Consider the following 22078-nt stretch of genomic DNA (forward strand, 5'->3'; position numbering starts at 1 on the left):
TCCGGCTACGCCTCAGGCGAGGGCCGTGCCCGTGAGGCCGCGGAGCGGGCCATCGCCTCGCCGCTGCTCGAGGACACCAACATCTCCGGGGCCCGGGGCATCCTGGTCAACGTCACCGCCGGCATGGACCTGTCCATCGGCGAGTTTGAGGAGGTGGGCAACACGGTCAAGGAGTTCTCCTCCGACGACGCCACGGTGGTCGTTGGCACGGTCATCGACCCGGAGCTCGAGAACGAGCTGCGCGTGACCGTGGTCGCCACCGGCCTCGGTGCCGGTCAGCCCGCAGCGGCGACCCCGGCGGAAGAGGCCCCGCGGACGGTGGCGCGCAAGTCGAGCGGCGAGGTGGACTACCAGCAGCTCGACCGTCCCACGGTGATCCGCAAGAAGGCCGCCAACGACCGGCCGTCGGGTCAGGACGAGGGCGACATGGACTATCTCGACATCCCGGCCTTCCTGCGCCGCCAGGCGGACTAGGCGGCGGGCCGGCTCGAATTGTCCTGAATGTCGTCTCTCCAAGCGTTTGGCCGGGTCCCGTGCGGGCCCGGCCCGTTCTGGGGAAGAGAACGAAACTCGTTCCTTTCCAGGTGTACAATAATGGACCAGTCTGTTACATTAGCGTGATTACGTGTCCGCGTAATGTATCGGGCCGCATCTGCGTACGCGCCGGCACGGATGTCCCTCTCCACCGCGGCGCCACCGGGGGAAGCTCAAGCGAATGATCCGCCAGCGAACGCTCAAGAACAGCATCCGTGCCACGGGTGTCGGCCTGCACACCGGCGAGAAGGTCTACCTCACGCTGCGCCCGGCCGCGCCGGATACCGGCATCGTGTTCCGCCGTGTCGATTTCGACGAGCCCGTGGAGGTGCGCGCCCACCCGGAGAATGTCGGCGATACCCAGCTCTCCACCTGCCTGATCCAGGACGGTGTGCGTATCTCCACCGTGGAGCACCTGCTCTCGGCCCTGGCGGGCCTGGGGATCGACAACGCCTATGTCGACCTCTCCGCCCCCGAGGTACCGATCATGGACGGCAGCGCCGGTCCGTTCGTGTTCCTCATCCGCTCGGCGGGCGTGCAGGAACAGAATGCCGCCAAGCGGTTCATCCGGATCAAGCGCCCCGTACGTATCGAGGAGGGTGACAAGTGGGTCGCCTTCGAGCCGTTCGACGGCTTCAAGGTGGGCTTCACCCTCGAGTTCGACCACCCCATCTTCAGCGACGGACTCCAGCGTGCGGAGTTCGACTTCTCCTCGACCTCCTTCGTCAAGGAGGTGAGTCGTGCGCGGACCTTCGGCTTCATGCGGGATATCGAGTACCTGCAGCAGAACAACCTCGCGCTTGGTGGCAGCCTCGACAACGCCATCGTGGTGGACGACTATCGCGTGCTCAACGAGGACGGGCTCCGCTATGCGGACGAGTTCGTCAAGCACAAGATCCTCGACGCCATCGGCGATCTCTATCTTCTCGGTCACAGCCTGGTCGGCTCGTTCACCGGCTACAAGTCCGGCCATGCGCTGAATAACCGCCTGCTCCGGCGCCTGCTCCAGGAGGCGGATGCCTGGGAGGCGGTGACCTTCGACGAGGTCGAGGACGCCCCGATCTCCTTCGATCAGCCCGTCCCCGTGGGCTGAGGCCGCAGGGCGGGCGCCTGCCGCCGCCCTTCGCGGACCCGACCCCCGGTATCGTCCGGGGGTTTTGTTTTTCCGGCCCCTGTCATATCCGCACCCGACGGCGCCGCGTGTGCCATCATTGGGGCATGAAAGCCTGTCGTCGTACAGCCCTGATCGCAATGGTCCTCACCGTGCTCGCCCTTGCGGCAGCCGGGCGTGCGGCGGCGTCCACTGTCTGGGAGTTGTCGGTCGAGGGGCCGATCGGGCCGGTCACCTCCGCCTACGTGGACGAGGAGATAACGGCCGCGGACGAGGCCGGCGTCGAGGCGGTCATCCTGCGCCTGGACACGCCCGGCGGGCTGGACCAGGCCATGCGCGGGATCGTGCAGAGGATCCTCGCCGCGCGCACGCCGGTCGTTGCCTGGGTCGCCCCTGCCGGGGCCCGCGCGGCCAGCGCGGGGACCTATATCCTCTATGCCTCCCATGTCGCCGCGATGGCCCCGGCGACGAACCTCGGGGCAGCGACCCCGGTGCGTCTCGGTGGCGGCGGTGCCACGCCCTCGGGTGACGAGGGCGGGAGCGGCGACGGGGATGCGCTGCACCGGAAGATGGTGAACGACGCCGTCGCCTACATCCGCGGCCTGGCGGAGCTGCGCGGGCGTAACGGCGACTGGGCGGAGAAGGCGGTGCGCGAGGGTGCCAGCCTGGAGGCCGGCGCCGCCCGCGAGGCCGGGGTGGTCGAGCTCCTCGCCGGCAACCGCGACGAGCTCCTCGCCACCCTGGACGGCCGGCGCGTGGAGACCGCCGCCGGCGAGCGGACGCTGCACACCCGTGGCGCCACGGTCGTGGACCGCAGCCCGGACTGGCGGACCCGGCTGCTGGCGGCTATCGCCCATCCCAATTTCGCCTATATCCTCATGCTCATCGGCATCTACGGGCTGATCTTCGAGCTCGCCAACCCCGGCGCGGTGGTGCCCGGCGTGATCGGCGGCATCGCGCTGCTGCTGGCGCTGTACGCGCTGCAGGTGCTGTCGGTGAGCTATGCCGGGCTCGGGCTGATCCTGCTCGGGGTCGGTCTCATGCTCGCGGAGGCATTCGCGCCTTCGTTCGGAATCCTCGGCCTGGGCGGCGCGGTGGCGTTCGTCGCCGGTTCCTTGATGTTATTCGACACGGAGGCGCCGGGATTTCGGTTATCGTTGGCGCTGGTGGTCGGTGTGGCCCTGGGTAGCGCGATACTGCTGTTCGCGACCGGTACGCTCGCGGCGCGGGCGTACCGCCGCCCGGTGGTCTCCGGGCAGCAGCAGCTCGTTGGCGCCCGCGGGCGGGTTGTCAGCGGCTTCCCCGGGGCGGGTCACGTCCGCGTGTTCGGCGAGCTCTGGCGGGCCGACTGCGACACGCCGATGGCCGCCGGCGCGCCGGTGCGCGTGGTTGCCGTCGACGGACTGCGCCTGCACGTGGAGCCGGCCGATTCCACAGCCGAGTCAGCAGACAGCGAGGATCTATGAGCGATAAGACCTTTGAGCGGGCGCTGGCCCAGTTCCGGGAGTGGTTCGACCGGGCGCGGGCCCACGAGGCCGTGGGCGAGCCTACGGCGATGACCCTGGCCACCGCGGGTGCGGACGGGCGGCCCTCGGCGCGTATCGTGCTGCTCAAGCAGGTGGATGAGGACGGCTTCGTGTTCTACACCAACACGCGCTCGCGCAAGGGCCGGCAGCTCGCCGAGAATCCGGTCGCAGCGCTGACCTTCTTCTGGCAGCCGTTACTCGCGCAGGTGCTCGTGGAGGGGCCGGTCAAGCCCGTCACGGACGCCGAGGCGGACGCCTACTTCGCGTCACGCCCGCGGCTCAGCCAGATCGGGGCCTGGGCGTCCCACCAGTCGGAGCCGCTGACTACCCGTGCCGAGCTCGACGAACGTGTCCGCCACTATGAGGAGCGCTATCCCGACGGGGAAGTGCCGCGGCCGCCGCACTGGAGCGGCTACCGCCTGGTTCCGGAGATGATCGAGTTCTGGTCCGGGCGCAACGGCCGGCTACATCACCGCGAGCGCTTCTGGTGCGAGGACAGCGCCTGGCACCATACCTTGCTCAACCCCTGACCCGCCCGCTCAGGCGCTGCCCTGGTAATCGAGCCAGGGCATGAGCTGCGGCGGCTCGCCGCCGGTGACCGCCGTGGCCGGCTGCTCCACGTGGAAGCCCGCGCCGAGGGCCTCGGCGCGTTCCCGCCAGTGGGCCTGGATCGCCGGCACCGCCTCGGGCGCCATCGGGTAGTCGTTACCCAGATAGGCGATGGCGCCGTCATCGCGCTGGGCGAGCACCGTGTAGGCGAAGGGCCCGACGCCGGGCAGGCGCTGCTCGGTGAGCGTGATCGCCGTGGCGTTCCCGAAGGCCGGGTCCCCGTCGCGGGGCTCGCGGCGCTGTGTGGTATCCGCCAGCGAGGCCTGATCCGCAACGGTGATGGCCATCTCCGCATTATCACTGAACACCCCCGGACGCGGGAGCGTCGGGGTCACCTCGACGCCGTGGGCCGTCAGTCCGGCGGTGTACTGACGCTGGCGCCGCAGCCAGTCGTCGTAGCCGGCAGGGTCGTCGCTGCCCATGTGCCGGGCCCACTCGTCCAGGGTGAGGAACGGTGTCCATGCACGGCCGTGGAGGCCGAGAAAGGTATTACCCTCTTCCGTATGTATCGCCACCGGCTCGTCCGGGCGGTAGAGCGCGCCTTCCAGCAGGGCCCACAGTGATCCGAACCCGGCGTGCTCGAGCTGGACCTTGAGCAGGGCGCTGAGGTCGTGAAAGCTCGCGTAGGCGAGGTTGACCGGCTCCAGGCCGAACTGCTGGCGCACGACCTGGTCCGTGGCCAGGGCCGGCGCGCCACGCTCGAGCAGCCGCTCCTCGACCACCTGCCGCACGGTATCGAGTGTCGGGCCCGGCGCGACCAGCGCAAAGGGCAGGGCGAGCATCGGGCCGGCGCCCGGGCTGCGGCGCGGCGCCACTGCCGGCAGCGGAAAGCGCCCGCCGGCGCAGCCCAGGCTCAGCCGGTGCGGGGTGAACGGCGCGCCGCGCAGACTGCCGCGGTAGACCTCCAGCAGGGCCTCGGTCATGGGCAGGCCGGGCTGGAGCAGCTCGGTGAGGTCGTACAGGCCGCCGGCGATGATGAGCCCGGCCTCGGTCACGGTCTCGCCGAGAATGCGGTGGAGGTCGGCGGCGACGGCCTGGCCGAGGACCTCGGCGGCGTCCCGGCTGAGCGGCTCCGGGGGGCGGGCACCGCGGGCGACGACCTCCGGATCGAGTTCGATGGTGAGCACGGCGGGGGTCGCGGACAGGGCGGCTTGCATGATCTGGCGTATCTCCGTGATCGGCATCTGGGCGGTGGTCGGGGTCAGGCGTAACGGCGCGGCCCCGAATCAGCGGCACCCATTATGCCCGCCTGCGCGTGCCGAATTAAGCCGTATCCTGCGTGGACCGCGGCATTATGCCCGGGGCGTTTCGTCCTTTTTCGTCTAATTGGTGGAAATCAGGGCGTCGGAATTCAAGGACGTGAACAATCTCAAAAAATTACAATTGTCTCCCGCCTCTGTCTGCGATTTAATAATATGCGATCATGGATTGATCGGATCGTGAAACCGGCACTTCACTCGATCGTTTAACGGGGAGTATGGGGTGTTGCCGCCACGGTCATATTTCGTCACCCCCGGATACCGCCGGCCGGTTATCGCGTGGGGAGGCGAATTTTTCGAACACACTGGCTGGTTATTGCAGAGGAAAGAACAAAATGGCGGATCTGGATCTCTCGAAGTACGACTCCCAGCAGCTTCGCGAGCTGAAAAAGGACATCGACAAGGCGCTGGAGTCCCGTCGCCGTGACGACGCGAAAAAGGCGCAGCAGGAGCTGAAGCAGGTGGCCGAGCGCTATGGCTTCAATCTCAACGAGCTGGTCGCCGGGCAGGGCACCAAGCAGACGCGCCGCCGCAGTGGCGGCAAGGCGCCGGCCCAGTTCCGCCATCCCGAGGACGAGACCAAGACCTGGTCCGGTCGCGGCCGTAAGCCGGTCTGGGTCAAGGAATGGGAGGCCGCGGGCCGCTCACTCGAGGATCTGCGGATCAAGTGATCCGCCGCGGTGTGGTGCGGCCGGGCCGCACCACACCGGCCCTCCGGCATGGCGCGGGATGCCTAGGTCCGCGCCGCCAGCCGTTGCAGGGCCGGGCTGACCGTTACCGGGGATTCCCCCGGCGCGGCCAGCGCGCCAGCGCCCGGAGGCAGCAGGCCGTGTTGCTCGCGGGTGCGTGCCCGTGCCGCCTCCAGTCCATTTTCCGCACCGCCGTCCAGGCGCTCTCCGTTTCGCATCACCGGCACCAGCAGCGGCTCACCCTCGTAGCCCTCGTCCGCCAGTGCAATGACGTCGCCGGCGAATCGGCCGCCGTCGTCGTACCGGCGGTAGACCTGCTTGAGGCCGGGGAGGTCCGTCTTGCCCTCGGAATGCTTGGCGCGCGCCCGCTCGCCGAAGTGGTGGAGCTTGTAGGCGGAGTCGAGGAAGGGCTCGTCGGCGGAGGTGTCGACCTTGGAGCCGACACCGAAGCCGTCCACCGGTGCGCCGCTGGCCACGATCGCGGCGATGCGCTCCTCGTCCAGGCCGCCGCTGACCAGGATCAGGGTGTCGGTGAGGCCGCCGTCGTCGAGGATCCGGCGCACCGTGCGGGCGTGGGCGCTCAGGTCGCCGCTGTCGATGCGCACGCCCTGGACACGGATACCGCTGTCGGCGAGCCGGTGCCCGAGAGCGACGGCCTTGTGCGCCCCCTCGGCGACGTCGAAGGTGTCGATGAGCAGGACGACGTTGTCCGGGTGACTGCGGGCGAAGCGCTCGAAGGCGGTCGCCTCGTCATCGTGGGCGAGCACGAACGAGTGCGCCATGGTGCCGGTCACCGGGATCCCGTAGGCGGCCCCGGCGAGGGTGGTGGCGGTGGCACCGAAGCCTGCTAGATAGCAGGCCCGGGCCGCCCACATACCGGCCTCGCCGCCGTGGGCGCGGCGCAGACCGAAGTCCACCACGCGCCGGCCGCCGGCGGCCTCGACACAGCGAAGCGCCTTGGTGGCGATGAGTGTCTGGAAGTGGACGATGTTCATCAGGCGCGACTCGACCAGCTGCGCCTCGGGCAGCGGGGCGATGATCTGCACCAGCGGCTCCTCGGGGTAGCAGATCGTCCCCTCCGGCATTGCGCGGACCTCGCCGGTGAAACGCAGGTCCGCGAGCCGGCGGATGAACGCCGCGCTGAACAGGCCGCTGTCGTCGAGCCATGCGAGCTCGCGTTCGTCGAAGCGCAGGCCCTCGAGCCACGTCAGTGTCTGCTCCAGGCCCGCCGCGAGGAAGCAGCCGCGCCGGGGCGAGCGCCGCAGGAACAGCTCGAAGACGGCGGGCTGCGTCATGCCGTGCTCGTAGTACGTCTGCAGCATCGTCAGCTCGTAGAGGTCGGTGAGCAGCGGCGAACGCTCCAGTTCCATCAATGTCCTCCCAAACAGCGTGGCCCGCCGGGACTCAGGTCCGCAGCCCCACGCCGCGGTTCAGCAGATAGAGGCTGAATGCGGTGAGGCCGACGATGAACAGGATGATGATGCCATACGCGGTCCCGATCGGGATGTCCGAGGTGCCGAGAATCCCGTAGCGGAAGGCGTTGACCATGTAGAGGATCGGGTTCACCAGCGATACCCCGTGCCAGAAGTCCGGCAGCAGCTGGATCGAATAGAAGACACCGCCGAGATAGGTCAGGGGCGTGAGAACGAAGGTGGGCACGATGGATATGTCGTCGAACTTGCGCGCGAACACGGCGTTGATGAAGCCGCCCAGCGAGAACAGCACAGCGGTGAGAAAGACCACCGAGCCGGTGATCCAGACATTGTGTACGCTGAGATCTGCGAAGCCGGTGGCGATGAAGGTCACAATCAGCCCGGTGAGCAGGCCGCGGCCGACACCGCCGGCGAGGTAGCCGATCAGGATGGTGTAGTTCGGCGTAGGCGAAACGAGGATCTCCTCGATGTGTTTCTGGAATTTCGCGCCGAAGAACGAGGAAACCACGTTGGAATAGCTGTTCGTGATCACCGACATCATGATGATCCCGGGGGCAATGAACTGCATGTAGGAATAGCCCGCCATCGGTCCGACGCGGGAGCCGATGAGGTTGCCGAAGATCACGAAGTACAGCGACATGGTGATCGCCGGCGGCACCAGGGTCTGCACCCAGATGCGCAGGTAACGGGTGGTTTCCTTGTGGGCGATGGTCGCCAGTGCGACCAGGGTCTGTTGAAGGTAGGCGGGTTGCACGCGATCTCCCCCTAGCGGTTCGCCGGCGCGGCGGCGCCGGACTCCTCGGGTGCATTGCGTTCGAGCATGCGCACGAACAGCTCCTCGAGGCGGTTGGCCTTGTTCTTGAGACTCACCACACCGACGCCGGCGGCGTCCAGGGCGCGGAACAGCGGGTTGAGCCCCTGCTCTACGTGGACCTCCACCTCCAGGGTGCCGTCGTCGAGCGGCAACACACGGTAGCCCTCGATGCTCGGTACCTGCTCGATCGGGCAGTCGATGTCGAGGATGTAGCTCTGCGTGGACAGCCGGCGCAGCAGCGCGCGCACGTTGGTGTTCTCGATGATGCGCCCGTCATCGATGATCGCGATGTTGCGGCACAGCGACTCCGCCTCCTCGAGGTAGTGGGTCGTCAGCACGATGGTGGTGCCCTCGCTGTTGATCTTGCGCAGAAACTCCCACATCGAGCGGCGCAGCTCGATATCCACGCCCGCGGTGGGCTCGTCGAGGATCAGCACCTGCGGCTCGTGGATCAGCGCGCGGGCGATCATCAGGCGCCGCTTCATGCCGCCTGACAGGGTCCGCGAGACCACGTTGCGCCGGCCCCACAGGCCGAGCTCGCGCAGGTAGCGCCCGGCGCGTTCACGCGCCACCTTCCGCGGAATACCGTAGTAGCCGGCTTGGTTGAGCACGATCTGGCTGACGGTCTCGAAGTGATTGAAATTGAACTCCTGGGGCACGAGGCCGATATTGGTCTTCGCCCCCCAGGGGTCGCGGTCGATGGCGTGGCCGAAGACCTCCACCTCGCCGCTGGTCTTGCGTACCAGCGAGCTGATGATGCCGATGATGGTCGATTTGCCGGCGCCGTTGGGGCCGAGCAGGCCGAAGAAGTCGCCGGGCTCGACGTCGAGGTTGACGTCGCGCAGCGCGACCACGCCGCCGGCATAGGTCTTGTTGAGCTGACGCAGCGATAGCGCCTTCATGCGTGATGTCCCGGGGTCGAGATGAGTGGGTTTCGGGTGCGGGGCATGGGCATCACCGCACGGACGTGGCGGACGCCCGCGGGGAATGCCAATGAGCGGCGATCATACGGCATCCGACCGGTAGAAGGCTACTTGCCCGCCCCGGGAGGCGGGCGGCCGGCAGGATGGACACCTCGGCGGTGTCCCCGTAAAATTACGGCGTTACACTCCGAATCGGCGCTAATGCCAAACCTGTGCCAACGGGAGGCGATCTGACGGCGGATCCCTCCCGTTTTTGCGAGCAGTGGAGGATCCCCCTTGAACACGCCTGCCATTCTGGCACTGGAGGACGGATCGGTCTTCGAGGGAGAGGCGATCGGCGCGGACGGTGAGACCGTCGGCGAGGTCTGCTTCAACACCGCGATGTCCGGTTACCAGGAGATCTGCACGGATCCGTCGTACAGCCGCCAGCTCGTGACCCTGACCTATCCGCACATCGGCAACACGGGCACGACCCCGCTGGACGAGGAGGCCGACGGTGTTCAGCTCGCCGGGCTGATCATCCGTGACCTGCCGCCGCGGGTGAGCAACTGGCGCTCCCGCGAGGACCTGCCGGCCTACCTCGCGCGACAGGGGATCGTCGCGATCGCCGGTGTGGATACCCGCCGCCTGACGCGGCTGCTCCGCGAGAAGGGCGCGCAGAACGGCTGCATCATCACCGGCGATGCCGATCACGAGACGGCGGTGACCCGTGCACGGGGCTTCCCCGGTCTCAAGGGCATGGACCTCGCGCGCGAGGTCTCGGCGGCCCGGCCCTACGAGTGGCGCCTCGGCACCTGGTCGCTGGACGACGGCGAGGTGGAGGTCAGCCCCCGTGGCGACGACGAGCTCTCCTGGCACGTCGTCGCCTATGATTTCGGCATCAAGCGCAACATCCTGCGGCTGCTGGTCGACTACGGCTGCCGCGTTACGGTGGTGCCGGCGACCACGCCGGCCGCCGAGGTCATGGCGATGGCGCCGGACGGGGTGTTCCTGTCCAACGGGCCCGGTGACCCGGAGCCCTGTGATTATGCCATCGAGGCGACCCGGGCGTTCCTGGATGCCGGCGTGCCGGTGTTCGGCATCTGCCTGGGCCATCAGATCCTGGGCCTTGCCGTGGGCGCGCGCTCGGAGAAGATGAAGTTCGGCCATCACGGCGCGAACCACCCGGTCCTCGACGTCGATACGGGCCGGGTCATGATCTCCAGCCAGAACCACGGTTTTGCCATCGACGAGACCACGCTGCCGGCGAACGTGCGCGTCACCCATCGCTCGCTGTTCGACGAGACCCTGCAGGGGATCGAGCTGAGTGACCGGCCCGCGTTCAGCTTCCAGGGCCACCCCGAGGCGAGTCCCGGGCCCCGTGACGTGGCACCGCTGTTCCAGCACTTCGTGGACCTCATTCGCGCCTATCGCGGCGAGACCGCCTGAGGCGGCCCGCCGGCACAGCAGAGAGCGACGATGCCCAAGCGTACCGATATCCAGAGCATCCTTATCCTCGGCGCCGGCCCGATCGTGATCGGCCAGGCCTGCGAGTTCGACTACTCCGGCGCGCAGGCGTGCAAGGCCCTGCGCGAGGAGGGTTACCGGGTCATCCTGGTGAACTCCAATCCGGCGACCATCATGACCGATCCCGAGATGGCCGATCGTGTCTACATCGAGCCGGTGAACTGGCGAACCGTCGAGCGGATCATCGAGCAGGAGCGCCCGGACGCGGTGCTGCCCACCATGGGCGGGCAGACCGCGCTGAACTGCGCCCTCGACCTCGACCGCTACGGCGTGCTCGAGCGTCACGGCGTGGAGATGATCGGCGCCACCAAGTCCGCCATCGACAAGGCCGAGGACCGGGAGGCCTTCCGGGCCGCGATGGAGAACATCGGCCTGGCCACGGCCACCGCGCGCATCGCCCACAGCATGGAGGAGGCGCTGGAGGTGCAGGCGGAGATCGGCTTCCCGACGATCATCCGGCCCTCGTTCACCCTCGGCGGCTCCGGGGGCGGCATCGCCTACAACAAGGAGGAGTTCGTCGACATCTGCGAGCGCGGCCTCGACCTCTCGCCCACCAACGAGCTGCTCATCGAGGAGTCGGTTCTGGGGTGGAAGGAGTTCGAGATGGAGGTCGTCCGCGACAAGGCGGATAACTGCATCATCGTCTGCGCGATCGAGAACGTCGATCCCATGGGCGTGCACACCGGCGACTCCATCACCGTGGCGCCGGCGCAGACGCTCACGGACAAGGAGTACCAGATCATGCGCGACGCCTCGCTGGCGGTGCTGCGCGAGATCGGCGTCGAGACCGGTGGCTCCAACGTGCAGTTCGCCATCGACCCGGAGACCGGGCGCATGGTGGTCATCGAGATGAACCCGCGGGTGTCGCGTTCCTCCGCGCTGGCCTCCAAGGCCACCGGCTTCCCGATCGCCAAGGTCGCGGCCAAGCTCGCGGTGGGGTATACCCTCGACGAGCTGCGCAACGAGATCACCGGCGGCCGGACGCCGGCCTCGTTCGAGCCGAGCATCGACTACGTGGTCACCAAGATCCCGCGGTTCACGTTCGAGAAGTTCATCCGGACCAAGCCGGTGCTCACCACCCAGATGAAGTCGGTGGGCGAGGTCATGGCCATCGGCCGGACCTTCCAGGAATCGCTGCAGAAGGCGATGCGCGGCTTGGAGAACGGCCTGGAGGGGCTCGACCCGCGCATCGAGGCGGGCCGCGACGACGCCGCCCAGCGCATTACCCAGGAGCTGCGCCTGCCCGGGCCCGAGCGCATGCTCTGGCTCGCCGACGCCTTCCGCGCCGGCTTCGAGCTGGAGGCGGTCTACCAGCACACCTGGGTGGATCGCTGGTTCCTGGCCCAGCTCGAGGAGCTGATGGCCTGGGAGGGGCATATCGCCGAGCAGGGCGCCGACGCCCTCGATGCCCGGCGGCTGTTCCAGCTCAAGCGCCGAGGTTTCTCCGATGCGCGGATCGCGCGCCTGGTGGGCTGGAACGAGCACGAGGTGCGAGCCCACCGCCGCCGGCTGGGCATCCGCCCGGTCTACAAGCGGGTCGACTCCTGTGCCGCCGAGTTCGCTACGGCCACGGCCTACATGTACTCCACTTACGAGGAGGAGGACGAGGCCGCGCCGTCGGACCGGGCCAAGATCATGGTGCTCGGCGGCGGTCCCAACCGCATCGGCCAGGGCATCGAGTTCGACTACTGCTGCGTCCACGCCGCACTCGCCATGCGCGACGATGGCTATGAGACCATCATGGTCAACTGCAACCCGGAGACGGTGTCCACCGACTACGACACCTCCGACCGGCTGTACTTCGAGCCGCTGACCCTCGAGGACGTGCTCGAGATCGTGGAGACGGAGCGCCCGGAGGGCATCATCATCCAGTACGGTGGGCAGACGCCGCTCAAGCTCGCCCGTGACCTGGAGCGTTTCGGGGCACCCATCATCGGCACGACGCCGGACTCCATCGACCTCGCCGAGGACCGCGAGCGCTTCCAGCGCATGATTGGCGAGCTCGGGTTGCAGCAGCCGCCGAACCGCACCGCCCGCAGCGCCGACGAGGCCCTGCGGCTGGCCGCCGAGATCGGCTATCCGCTGGTGGTGCGGCCCTCCTACGTGCTCGGTGGCCGGGCCATGGAGATCGTTTACGAAGAGTCCGAGCTCGTGCAGTACATGAACGAGGCGGTAAAGGTCTCCAACGAGTCGCCGGTGCTGCTCGACCGCTTCCTCGACGATGCCGTCGAGGTGGACGTCGACGCCATCTGTGACGGCGAGGACGTGCTCATCGGCGGCATCATGGAGCACATCGAGCAGGCCGGCGTGCACTCCGGCGACTCCGCATGCTCGCTGCCGCCGTACACGCTGGCGCCGGAGACCATCGACCGCCTGCGCGAGCAGATCCGGGCGATGGCCCGGGCGCTCGGCGTGGTCGGGCTGATGAACACGCAGTTCGCAATCAAGGGGCCGGAGATCTTCGTCCTGGAGGTCAATCCGCGGGCCTCGCGCACCGTGCCGTTCGTCTCCAAGGCGACGGGCGTGCCGCTGGCGAAGATCGCCGCGCGCTGCATGGCCGGCCGCGGCCTGGCGGAGCAGGGCTACACGCGGGAGGCGGTTCCGGCCTACTATAGCGTGAAGGAAGCGGTCTTCCCGTTCATCAAGTTCCCGGGGGTCGACCCGATCCTCGGCCCCGAGATGAAGTCCACCGGCGAGGTCATGGGCGTGGGCCGGGATTTCGGCGAGGCCTACGCGAAGTCCCAGGTCGGCGCCGGCGTGGTGCTGCCCCGCGACGGGGGCAAGGCGTTCGTCAGCGTCCGCGATGCGGACAAGGGGGCCGTGGTCGCGGTGGCCCGCGATCTGCTCCGCCGCGACTTCACCATCGTCGCCACCCAGGGCACCGCCGGGGTGCTCCGGGAGGCCGGGATCGACTGTGAGGTGATCAACAAGGTCACGGAAGGTCGGCCGCACATTGTCGATGCGATCAAGAACGACGAGATCGCGCTGATCATCAATACCACCGAGGGGCGTCAGGCCATCGCCGATTCGTTCTCGATCCGGCGCGAGGCGCTGCACCACAAGGTCTGCTACACCACGACCCTGTCGGGTGCCCGCGCCACCGTCCAGGCACTGGGCTACTCCGAGCACGGCGACGTGAACGCCCTTCAGGACCTCTATAAGGAGGCGAGCGCATGAGCAAGACGCCGCTGACGGTCAAGGGCGCGGAGAAGCTCCGCGCCGAGCTCGACCGCCTCAAGCACGAGGATCGCCCGCGGGTCATCCAGGCCATCGCGGAAGCGCGCGAGCACGGCGATCTCAAGGAGAACGCCGAGTACCATGCCGCCCGCGAACAGCAGGGTTTCATCGAGGGCCGGATCGCCGATATCGAGGGCAAGCTCGCCAACGCCCAGGTGATCGACGTCGCGAGCCTGCCGGCCAACGGGAAGGTGGTCTTCGGCGTGACCGTCGATCTCGCCGACGAGGACACCGGCGAGGAGAAGACCTATCAGATCGTCGGCGAGGACGAGGCCGACATCAAGCAGGGCCTGATCTCCATCCAGTCGCCGATCGCCCGCGCCCTGATCGGCAAGGAGGAGGGCGACATCGCCGAGGTGCAGGCCCCGGGCGGGACCCGCAGCTACGAGATCGTGGCGGTGCGCTACGAGTGAGCGGACGCCGCCCCGCGGCGGCGGGGCCGCCGCCTCAGGGCAGCGCGATGGGCTCGCGCCGCTCGGGGTTGCGGCGGTAGAACAGCGCGACGTGGCCGATGGCCTGAACCTCGACGGCGCCGGTGGCCTCGACGATGCGCTCGATGAACGCACGACGCTGGGCGCGGTCGTCGGCGACGAGCTTGACCTTGACCAGCTCGTGGTCGTGCAGGGCGCGCTCGAGCTCGGTAAGCACACCCTCGGTCAGTCCGGCGCTGCCGGTGCGAACGACGGGTTTGAGGTCATGGCCCATGCGGCGCAGATAGCGGCGCTGGGTTTCGGTAAGAGACTGCATGCTGGTGATTGATCCCGATGTCCGGAAAGCGCGGTGACGAGATGGTAGCACGCGACGACGGCGATCGCCGACCGGCGGCGTTCGCCGGTCTGCGCTACGAGCTGGGCGTGGTCATGATCTTTGGTGTCGTGGCGGCGCTGCTGATCGTCGGTCTGGACCTCGGGCGCTGGGTCGAGCTGGTCCTGCTCGCCGTGGTGGGGTTCGGCGCCGGGGGCTGGATCGCCGTGCGGGTTCGGCTCGCGGAGCAGCGGGCGCTGGCCGACGAACAGGCGGAGACGGGCGATGGCACGCACCAAGAGTAGCCGGCGCTGGCTGCGCGAGCATTTCGACGACGCCTACGTGCAGCGAGCCCAGAAGGAGGGCTGGCGCTCGCGGGCGGCGTTCAAGCTCGCCGAGATCGACGGCAGGGACCGCCTGGTGCGGCCCGGACGGAATATCGTCGACCTGGGGGCGGCGCCCGGCGGCTGGGCACAGTACTGCGCCCATCGCCTCCGGGGGCGCGGCCGGGTGGTCGCGCTGGACATCCTGCCGATGGATCCGCTGCCGGATGTCACCTTCATCCAGGCGGATTTCACCGAGGACGAGGCCCTCGCGGCACTGGATGAGGCACTGGCCGGCGAACCGGTCTCCCTTGTGCTCTCGGATATGGCCCCCAATATCTCCGGGCAGAAGGCCGTGGACCAGCCCCGGGCGATGTACCTCGCGGAGCTGGCGCTGGCGTTCGCGACGGACAATCTGGAACCGGGTGGCGACTTCCTGGTCAAGACCTTCCAGGGGGAGGGGTTCGATGCCTTCCTCGGTGAGCTGCGGCGCTCCTTCTCGAGCGTGGCGACACGTAAGCCCGGCGCCTCCAGGGGGCGCAGCCGGGAGGTCTTTCTGTTGGCGCGTCAGTTACACTCGTAGTAACGTTGCGGCAACGCCGAAGGCGGCCCGGCGTGCGGGCCGGTGGCAGACATTTTGTGCCTTGCGCGGCATGCGCATGGCACCAGATCGAGGTGACGAGCCTTGAACGACATGGCGAAAAATCTAATCCTCTGGGTGGTCATCGCCATTGTGCTGATGTCCGTGTTCAGCAATTTCCAGGGCAACAGCATGAGCCCGGGGGAGATCCCGTACTCCCAGTTCCTCTCCGACGTGAAGCAGGGGAACATCGAGCGGGTAACCATCAAGGGCCCCGTCATCCGCGGTCAGCAGGGCAACGGTCAGCAGTTCACCACGTACAGCCCGGAGACGGATAACGGGGCGCTGATCGGTACGCTGCTCGACAACGGCGTGACCGTGAACGCCGAGCCGCAGGAGGGGCGCAGCATCCTGCTGCAGATCCTCATCTCCTGGTTCCCGTTCCTGCTGCTCATCGGCGTGTGGATCTATTTCATGCGCCAGATGCAGGGCGGCGGCGGTGGCCGCGGTGCCATGTCGTTCGGCAAGAGCCGGGCGCGTATGATGTCCGAGGAACAGGTGAAGGTCACGTTCGCCGACGTCGCCGGCGTCGAGGAGGCCAAGCAGGACGTCATGGAGCTTGTGGAGTTCCTGCGTGATCCCTCCAAGTTCCAGCGCCTGGGCGGCCAGATCCCGCGCGGCGTGCTCATGGTCGGTCCGCCCGGCACGGGCAAGACGCTGCTCGCCAAGGCCATCGCCGGTGAGGCCCGGGTGCCGTTCTTCAGCATCTCCGGGTCGGACTTCGTCGAGATGTTCGTCGGCGTCGGTGCCTCCCGCGTGCGCGACATGTTCGCCCAGGCCAAAAAGCACGCGCCGTGCATCATCTTCATCGACGAGCTCGACGCGGTGGGCCGCCAGCGCGGCGCGGGCCTCGGCGGCGGTCACGACGAGCGCGAGCAGACGCTCAATCAGATGCTCGTCGAGATGGACGGCTTCGAGGGCAATGAGGGCGTGATCGTCATCGCCGCCACCAACCGTCCGGACGTGCTCGATCCGGCGCTGCTGCGCCCGGGCCGCTTCGACCGTCAGGTGGTGGTGCCGCTGCCCGATGTGCGCGGTCGCGAGCACATCCTCAAGGTGCACATCAGCAAGGTGCCGGTGGCCGACGACGTGGACGCGCGGATCATCGCCCGGGGCACGCCCGGTTTCTCCGGTGCCGACCTGGCGAACCTCGTCAACGAGGCGTCGCTGTTCGCCGCGCGCCGCAACAAGCGGGTGGTGGACCAGCACGATTTCGAGGACGCCAAGGACAAGATCATGATGGGCGCGGAGCGCAAGTCGATGGTCATGACCGAGGACGAGAAGCGCCTGACCGCCTATCACGAGTCCGGCCACGCCATCGTGGGCCTGCTCTCCCCGGAGCACGATCCGGTGCACAAGGTCACCATCATCCCGCGCGGGCGGGCGCTCGGCGTGACCATGTTCCTCCCCGAGGAGGACCGTTACAGCTACACCAAGCGCCGTCTCAACAGCCAGATCGCCAGCCTGTTCGGCGGCCGGCTGGCCGAGGAGATCATCTTCGGCGCGGACCGGGTGACCACGGGCGCCCAGAACGACATCCAGCGCGCGACGGAGATCTCCCGGAACATGGTGACCAAGTGGGGTCTGTCGGACCGCATGGGGCCGCAGTCCTACGGCGAGGACGAGGGCGAGGTCTTCCTCGGCCATCAGGTCACGCAGCACAAGCAGGTCTCCGACGAGACGACCCATGCGATCGACGAGGAGGTGCGACGGATCATCGACGAGAACTACCGTCACGCCAAGAACCTGCTCGAGCAGAACATGGAGAAGCTGCACGCGATGGCCGATGCGCTCATGAAGTACGAGACCATCGACCATGAGCAGATCCAGGACATCATGAACGGTCGCCCGCCGCGGCCCCCGGAGGATACCCAGGGGCCGGCGCAGCCGAGCACGGGCGGCGAGGGCGCCGGCGAGTCGGAGTCCGACTCCGGCAAGGTCGGGCGCCCGGCCAGCGAGCACTGAAGCAGTAGGCGGCACCGGGCGAGCGCGCCCGGTGCCGTGGTTCGCACCAAGGGGATTGCAACTACGGACATGACACGACGGGTCATCGACTGTGGCGGCCGGCCGCTGGATATCTCCCGGCCGGCGGTCATGGGGATTCTCAATATCACCCCCGATTCGTTCTCGGACGGGGGTGATTTCGTTGCCCGGGACGACGCGCTCGCCCGGGCGCGGGCGATGGTCGCCGAGGGCGCCGACATTATCGATATCGGCGGCGAGTCCACGCGCCCTGGGGCCGAGGACGTGCCGGTGGACGAGGAGCTGGCCCGGGTCGTCCCGGTGGTCGAGGCGCTGGCCGGCGAGCTGCCGGTGCCGCTGTCGGTGGATACGACCAAGCCGGAGGTCATGCGCGCCGTGGCTGGCGCCGGCGCCGGATTGATCAACGACGTGATGGCGTTGCAGCGGCCCGGCGCAGTGGTGGCCGCCGCGGACACCGGGTTGCCGGTATGCCTGATGCACATGCAGGGCACGCCGCGGAACATGCAGCGCGATCCCCACTATGACGACATCGTCGACGACGTCGCCCGGTTCCTGCGCGAGCGCGTCGACGGGTGCGTGGCCGGCGGTGTGCCGCGGGAGCGGCTGATCCTGGATCCCGGGTTCGGGTTCGGTAAACGCCATGAGCACAACGCCGGGCTGCTGCGTCGTCTCGCGGAGCTGACCGGCGGGGACCTCCCGGTGCTTGTCGGTCTCTCGCGCAAGTCCTTCATCGGCGAGCTCGTCGACCGCCCGCCCAAGGAGCGGGTTGCCGGCAGTATCGCCGCTGCGGTGCTGGCCGCCGCTGCCGGCGCGCGCATCATTCGTGTCCACGACGTCGCAGCCACGGTGGACGCGCTTAAGGTGGTCAACAGTGTCGCCGCTCCGGATGATGGGGTGCCGGAGGCGGCGAATGGCTGATCCGGCGTCGCGGGGCGCGTCGTTCAGGGCGGCCGGGTAGGGCCGCGCGGTGAACCCTACGGAGGGCGTGCTCCCATGAGCGAGGACAGCAGGCGTTACTTCGGGACCGACGGCATCCGGGGCCGTGTCGGTGAATATCCCATTACCGCGGACTTCATGCTCAAGCTGGGCTGGGCGGCCGGGCGTGTGCTTGCCGGGCGCGGCGCGAACAACCAGGTGGTCATCGGCAAGGACACCCGGTTGTCGAACTATATGTTCGAATCGGCCCTGGAGGCGGGCCTGTCGGCGGCGGGCGTGAACATCCAGCTCCTCGGCCCGATGCCGACACCGGCGATCGCCTACCTAACGCGTACGTTGCAGGCGAACGCGGGCATCGTCATTAGTGCCTCCCACAACCCGCACTACGACAATGGCATCAAGTTCTTCTCCGCAGAGGGGCGCAAGCTCGACGACGCCACCGAGGCGCGCATCGAGGACTACCTGGAGCGTCCTCTGGAGACGGTGGACTCGGCGGGTCTTGGCAAGGCCTACCGGCTGGTCGACGCGCCCGGGCGCTATATCGAATTCTGCAAGCACACCCTGCGCGCGGATCGCGACCTTTCCGGGTTGCGCCTGGTAGTGGACTGCGCCAACGGTGCGGGCTATCAAGTGGCGCCGGCGGTGTTCCGGGAGCTCGGTGCCGAGGTCACTGCGCTGGGTGCCGAGCCGGACGGGCTGAACATCAATGTCGACTGCGGCTCGCTGCACCCCGGAACGCTCTGCCGCGAGGTGCGCGAGCGCGGTGCCGACGCCGGTATTGCGCTGGATGGCGACGGTGACCGGGTGATTATGGTCGACGGTGAGGGGGAGCTCCTCGACGGTGATGACCTGCTCTGGATCATCGCCCGCGAGCGCCAGGAGCGGGACGAGCTCCGTGGCCCGGTGGTGGGTACGCTGATGTCCAACCTGGGGCTGGAGCTGGCGCTGCGTGACCGCGGGGTGGCCTTCGAACGTGCCCGGGTCGGTGACCGGTATGTCCTGGAACGGCTGCTCGAGGCGGGCGGGATCCTGGGCGGCGAGTCCTCCGGGCACATCGTCTGCCTCGACCGGACCACCACGGGGGACGGCGTCGTGTCCGCGCTCCAGGTCCTGGGCTACGCCGTGCGCACCGGCCGGTCGCTGGCGGAGCTGCGCCGCGGCATGGAGCGCCTGCCTCAGGAGACGGTCAACGTCCGTATCGCCGAGCGCCGTGACCCCCTGGGGGTTGGCGGCATCGTGGCGGCGATCGAGGAGGTCGAGGCGTCTCTGGGAGAGACTGGTCGCGTGCTGCTTCGCCCTTCCGGCACCGAGCCACTGATTCGCGTGATGGTGGAGGCCCCCGACGCCGGCTCGGTCGCGCGTGCGGCGCGCTGGCTGGCGGACCGGGTGGCGGAGGAGATGGCCGGCGAGCGCCTGGGTGCGGATTGATTTTGACCGGCGTGCTGGGTAACCTTGCGCGCTTTCAGCCTCGTTTCGGACGGCTCCATGCGACAGCCCCTCGTGGTCGGCAACTGGAAGATGAACGGGGACCGCTCCGGGGCCCGGGCCCTGGCGAATGCGGTCGCGGCGGGTGTTCCCCGGGGCGTCGAGGTGGCGGTGCTGCCGCCGATGGTGCACATCGCCGATGTGTCCGGGCTTCTCTCGGGGGCTGCCGTGGACGTCGGCGCCCAGAACGTCGCCGACGCGGACGAGGGGGCGTACACCGGTGAGGTGAGCGCGTCGATGCTCGCCGAGTTCGGTTGTCGATACGCCCTCGCAGGCCATTCCGAGCGGCGCGAGCATTACGGGGAGTCCGACGCCCTGGTCGGCGCACGTTTCCGGGCGTCCCTGGCGGCCGGGGTGACACCGATCCTGTGCGTGGGGGAGTCTCTCGCGGAGCGGGACGCGGGTAAGACGGCGCATGTCATCGCCCGTCAGATCGACGCCGTTGTTGATGCCGTGGGCGCCGAAGGGGTGGCCCGCGGTGTCGTCGCCTACGAGCCGGTCTGGGCGATAGGTACCGGACGCAGCGCGGACCCGGAATCGGTCCAGGCGGTTCACGCCGGGATCCGCCGCCATCTCGCCGCGGCCGGGGTGGACACTGCCGCCGTACGGTTGCTCTATGGCGGCAGCGTCAAGCCGGGTAATGCGGCGGCGCTGTTCTCGCTCGATGACGTCGATGGCGGGCTGATCGGCGGGGCGTCGCTGAACGCTGATGATTTTCTTTCGATCTGTCGGGCCGCCGTCAAGGGCGACCGGACGGGTCCCGTTTAACTTGGGGCGCAACGCATGTCCTTATACAGCATCCTTCTTGCCGTCCACGTACTGGTCTGCCTGACGCTGGTCGGGGTCGTGCTGCTGCAGCACGGCAAGGGGGCCGACGCCGGTGCCGCTTTCGGCAGTGGCGCGTCGGGCACGGTGTTCGGCGCCCGCGGCGCGGCGTCGTTCCTCAGCAAGGTTACCGCCGTTCTGGCGGCCGGCTTTTTCGTCACCAGCCTGGTGCTGGCGATGCTCTCCGGCAGTTTCGACGAGGTCGGTAGCGTCATGCAGTCCGACCAGGCCGCGCCGGCGGAGCAGGCCCCGGCCCAGCCCGAAACGTCGTCTTCCGGCTCGTCGGGCGCAGCGGGCGGCGGGGAGCCGGCGCCGGCCCCGGCACCGTCCGAATAGGCGTTGTCGGCGGGCGGGCTCTTTGGTATATTGCCCGCTCCTCGGCTGGTGAGCCGATCACGCTTTCCTGAAGCGGATGTGGTGGAACTGGTAGACACGCTGTCTTGAGGGGGCAGTGGCGCAAGCCGTGCCGGTTCGAGTCCGGCCATCCGCACCAACCATCGCCTTGAGCGCGGGGCCTATGCCCCGCGCTATCTCCTTGTTTTTAAAGGGAAAAAGGCGAGGCCGCAAGTTGACAGCGGCGTCACTCCTGCCCTACACTGCTCCCGGTTTGCCGGCGCCCACATCCATCCTCGCGGGCGTTTTCCTTGAGTGTTGGGGCAGGCGGTCCATGGTTGAATCGTATCTACCGATCCTCGTATTTATCGTGCTCGCTGTAGGGCTGGGCGTGCTGTTGCCGGTGCTCGGGTTCATCCTCGGGCCCAGGCGGCCGGACGACGAAAAGCTCTCGCCCTACGAGTGCGGCTTCGAGGCCTTCGAGGACTCGCGCATGAAGTTCGATGTGCGCTACTACCTCGTGGCCATTCTGTTCATCATCTTCGACCTGGAGATCGCCTTTCTCTTCCCGTGGGCGATCGTGCTCGACAAGGTCGGCCTGTTCGGCTTCGGCGCCATGGCCCTGTTCGTCGGCATCCTCCTGGTCGGGTTTCTCTACGAGTGGAAGAAGGGGGCGCTGGAATGGGAGTAGAAGGCGTTCTCGAGCAGGGGTTCGTCACGACCTCTGCTGACAAGCTGATCAACTGGGCGCGCACGGGGTCGCTCTGGCCCATGACCTTCGGGCTGGCATGCTGCGCGGTGGAAATGATGCATACCGGTGCGGCGCGCTACGACATGGACCGCTTCGGTGTCATCTTCCGGCCGTCGCCGCGCCAGTCCGACGTGATGATCGTGGCCGGTACCCTCGTCAACAAGATGGCGCCGGCGCTGCGCAAGGTCTACGACCAGATGGCGGAGCCGCGCTGGGTGATCTCGATGGGGTCGTGCGCCAATGGCGGCGGCTATTACCACTACTCCTATTCGGTGGTGCGCGGGTGTGACCGCATCGTGCCCGTGGACATCTACGTGCCCGGCTGCCCCCCCACGGCGGAGGCGCTGCTCTACGGCATCATTCAGCTGCAGAAGAAGATCCGCCGCACCAACACCATCGCCCGCTGAGGAGAGCGCG

General features: G+C 68.1%; 21 protein-coding genes, 1 tRNA gene and 1 pseudogene. 18 read left to right on the forward strand and 5 right to left on the reverse strand.

Annotated elements, in window-relative coordinates:
* The 4 genes and pseudogenes from G7A99_RS25075 to pdxH form a co-directional block, all read left to right on the forward strand.
* Nucleotides 1–474 (forward strand): annotated as a pseudogene (locus G7A99_RS25075) (cell division protein FtsZ); the annotation flags it as partial.
* Between the two features lie 241 nt (nucleotides 475–715).
* On the forward strand, nucleotides 716–1627 hold the full coding sequence (lpxC, locus tag G7A99_RS01225) for a UDP-3-O-acyl-N-acetylglucosamine deacetylase (protein ID WP_018717669.1): 912 nt from the start codon (nucleotides 716–718) through the stop codon (nucleotides 1625–1627).
* A 125-nt stretch (nucleotides 1628–1752) separates the two neighbouring features.
* Entirely contained in the window at nucleotides 1753–3111 is a 1359-nt protein-coding gene (locus G7A99_RS01230) for a nodulation protein NfeD (protein WP_240466054.1), read from the forward strand.
* Nucleotides 3108–3701: a pyridoxamine 5'-phosphate oxidase gene (pdxH, locus tag G7A99_RS01235; protein WP_018717671.1), complete on the forward strand. Its 594-nt coding sequence runs from the start codon at nucleotides 3108–3110 to the stop codon at nucleotides 3699–3701. Before G7A99_RS01230 ends, pdxH begins: the two co-directional genes overlap by 4 nt.
* 9 nt (nucleotides 3702–3710) lie before the next feature.
* Here pdxH and G7A99_RS01240 read toward each other — a convergent pair whose 3' ends face one another.
* Entirely contained in the window at nucleotides 3711–4937 is a 1227-nt protein-coding gene (locus G7A99_RS01240; protein WP_156831158.1) for a hypothetical protein, read from the reverse strand.
* 437 nt (nucleotides 4938–5374) lie between these two features.
* Here G7A99_RS01240 and G7A99_RS01245 point away from each other — a divergent pair, with 437 nt between their 5' ends.
* The gene (locus G7A99_RS01245; protein WP_018717673.1) at nucleotides 5375–5710 is read left to right on the forward strand and encodes an H-NS family nucleoid-associated regulatory protein; all 336 of its coding nucleotides are present in this window, start codon (nucleotides 5375–5377) and stop codon (nucleotides 5708–5710) included.
* A gap of 62 nt (nucleotides 5711–5772) precedes the next feature.
* On the opposite strand, the gene G7A99_RS01250 is transcribed toward G7A99_RS01245, so the two are convergent.
* The 3 genes from G7A99_RS01250 to G7A99_RS01260 are packed head-to-tail and all read right to left on the reverse strand — an operon-like array spanning nucleotide 5773 to nucleotide 8877.
* A complete protein-coding gene (locus tag G7A99_RS01250; RefSeq protein ID WP_018717674.1) occupies nucleotides 5773–7098 on the reverse strand; it encodes a nicotinate phosphoribosyltransferase in 1326 nt (441 codons plus the stop codon).
* A gap of 34 nt (nucleotides 7099–7132) precedes the next feature.
* Nucleotides 7133–7915, reverse strand: coding sequence for an ABC transporter permease (locus tag G7A99_RS01255; RefSeq protein ID WP_018717675.1), 783 nt, complete (start codon nucleotides 7913–7915; stop codon nucleotides 7133–7135).
* Nucleotides 7916–7926: 11 nt separating this feature from the next.
* A complete protein-coding gene (locus tag G7A99_RS01260) occupies nucleotides 7927–8877 on the reverse strand; it encodes an ABC transporter ATP-binding protein (RefSeq protein ID WP_018717676.1) in 951 nt (316 codons plus the stop codon).
* A gap of 297 nt (nucleotides 8878–9174) precedes the next feature.
* Here G7A99_RS01260 and carA point away from each other — a divergent pair, with 297 nt between their 5' ends.
* From carA to greA, 3 genes are read left to right on the forward strand one after another with little or no spacing between them, the layout of a single operon-like run.
* Nucleotides 9175–10326, forward strand: a complete 1152-nt coding sequence (carA, locus tag G7A99_RS01265) for a glutamine-hydrolyzing carbamoyl-phosphate synthase small subunit (RefSeq protein WP_018717677.1) — start codon at nucleotides 9175–9177, stop codon at nucleotides 10324–10326.
* A 30-nt stretch (nucleotides 10327–10356) separates the two neighbouring features.
* Nucleotides 10357–13581: a carbamoyl-phosphate synthase large subunit gene (gene carB / locus G7A99_RS01270; protein WP_163138683.1), complete on the forward strand. Its 3225-nt coding sequence runs from the start codon at nucleotides 10357–10359 to the stop codon at nucleotides 13579–13581.
* Nucleotides 13578–14054 (forward strand): transcription elongation factor GreA, encoded by a 477-nt coding sequence (greA, locus tag G7A99_RS01275; RefSeq protein ID WP_018717679.1) that lies wholly within the window; start codon nucleotides 13578–13580, stop codon nucleotides 14052–14054. Before carB ends, greA begins: the two co-directional genes overlap by 4 nt.
* A gap of 34 nt (nucleotides 14055–14088) precedes the next feature.
* Here greA and yhbY read toward each other — a convergent pair whose 3' ends face one another.
* Nucleotides 14089–14388, reverse strand: a complete 300-nt coding sequence (gene yhbY, locus G7A99_RS01280) for a ribosome assembly RNA-binding protein YhbY (RefSeq protein ID WP_018717680.1) — start codon at nucleotides 14386–14388, stop codon at nucleotides 14089–14091.
* A gap of 41 nt (nucleotides 14389–14429) precedes the next feature.
* Here yhbY and G7A99_RS01285 point away from each other — a divergent pair, with 41 nt between their 5' ends.
* The 10 genes from G7A99_RS01285 (at nucleotide 14430) to G7A99_RS01330 (ending at nucleotide 22068) form a co-directional block, all read left to right on the forward strand.
* Entirely contained in the window at nucleotides 14430–14690 is a 261-nt protein-coding gene (locus G7A99_RS01285; RefSeq protein ID WP_156831159.1) for a hypothetical protein, read from the forward strand.
* Complete coding sequence (gene rlmE / locus G7A99_RS01290) at nucleotides 14671–15291, forward strand: 23S rRNA (uridine(2552)-2'-O)-methyltransferase RlmE (protein ID WP_018717682.1); 621 nt, start codon at nucleotides 14671–14673, stop codon at nucleotides 15289–15291. The genes G7A99_RS01285 and rlmE overlap by 20 nt, the downstream gene beginning before the upstream one ends.
* Before the next feature lie 111 nt (nucleotides 15292–15402).
* Nucleotides 15403–17313 (forward strand): ATP-dependent zinc metalloprotease FtsH, encoded by a 1911-nt coding sequence (gene ftsH, locus G7A99_RS01295; protein WP_156831160.1) that lies wholly within the window; start codon nucleotides 15403–15405, stop codon nucleotides 17311–17313.
* 69 nt (nucleotides 17314–17382) lie between these two features.
* Nucleotides 17383–18249, forward strand: a complete 867-nt coding sequence (folP, locus tag G7A99_RS01300) for a dihydropteroate synthase (protein ID WP_163138684.1) — start codon at nucleotides 17383–17385, stop codon at nucleotides 18247–18249.
* A 75-nt stretch (nucleotides 18250–18324) separates the two neighbouring features.
* A complete protein-coding gene (gene glmM / locus G7A99_RS01305) occupies nucleotides 18325–19695 on the forward strand; it encodes a phosphoglucosamine mutase (RefSeq protein WP_018717685.1) in 1371 nt (456 codons plus the stop codon).
* A 57-nt stretch (nucleotides 19696–19752) separates the two neighbouring features.
* The gene (gene tpiA, locus G7A99_RS01310) at nucleotides 19753–20520 is read left to right on the forward strand and encodes a triose-phosphate isomerase (protein WP_018717686.1); all 768 of its coding nucleotides are present in this window, start codon (nucleotides 19753–19755) and stop codon (nucleotides 20518–20520) included.
* 15 nt (nucleotides 20521–20535) lie between these two features.
* Entirely contained in the window at nucleotides 20536–20913 is a 378-nt protein-coding gene (gene secG / locus G7A99_RS01315; RefSeq protein ID WP_018717687.1) for a preprotein translocase subunit SecG, read from the forward strand.
* 72 nt (nucleotides 20914–20985) lie between these two features.
* A tRNA-Leu gene (locus G7A99_RS01320) sits at nucleotides 20986–21070 on the forward strand.
* A 174-nt stretch (nucleotides 21071–21244) separates the two neighbouring features.
* The gene (locus tag G7A99_RS01325; RefSeq protein ID WP_018717688.1) at nucleotides 21245–21601 is read left to right on the forward strand and encodes an NADH-quinone oxidoreductase subunit A; all 357 of its coding nucleotides are present in this window, start codon (nucleotides 21245–21247) and stop codon (nucleotides 21599–21601) included.
* Nucleotides 21592–22068 (forward strand): NADH-quinone oxidoreductase subunit B family protein, encoded by a 477-nt coding sequence (locus G7A99_RS01330; RefSeq protein WP_018717689.1) that lies wholly within the window; start codon nucleotides 21592–21594, stop codon nucleotides 22066–22068. Before G7A99_RS01325 ends, G7A99_RS01330 begins: the two co-directional genes overlap by 10 nt.
* Nucleotides 22069–22078: the final 10 nt, after the last annotated feature.

The sequence above is a fragment of the Arhodomonas sp. KWT genome (genome assembly GCF_010993615.1).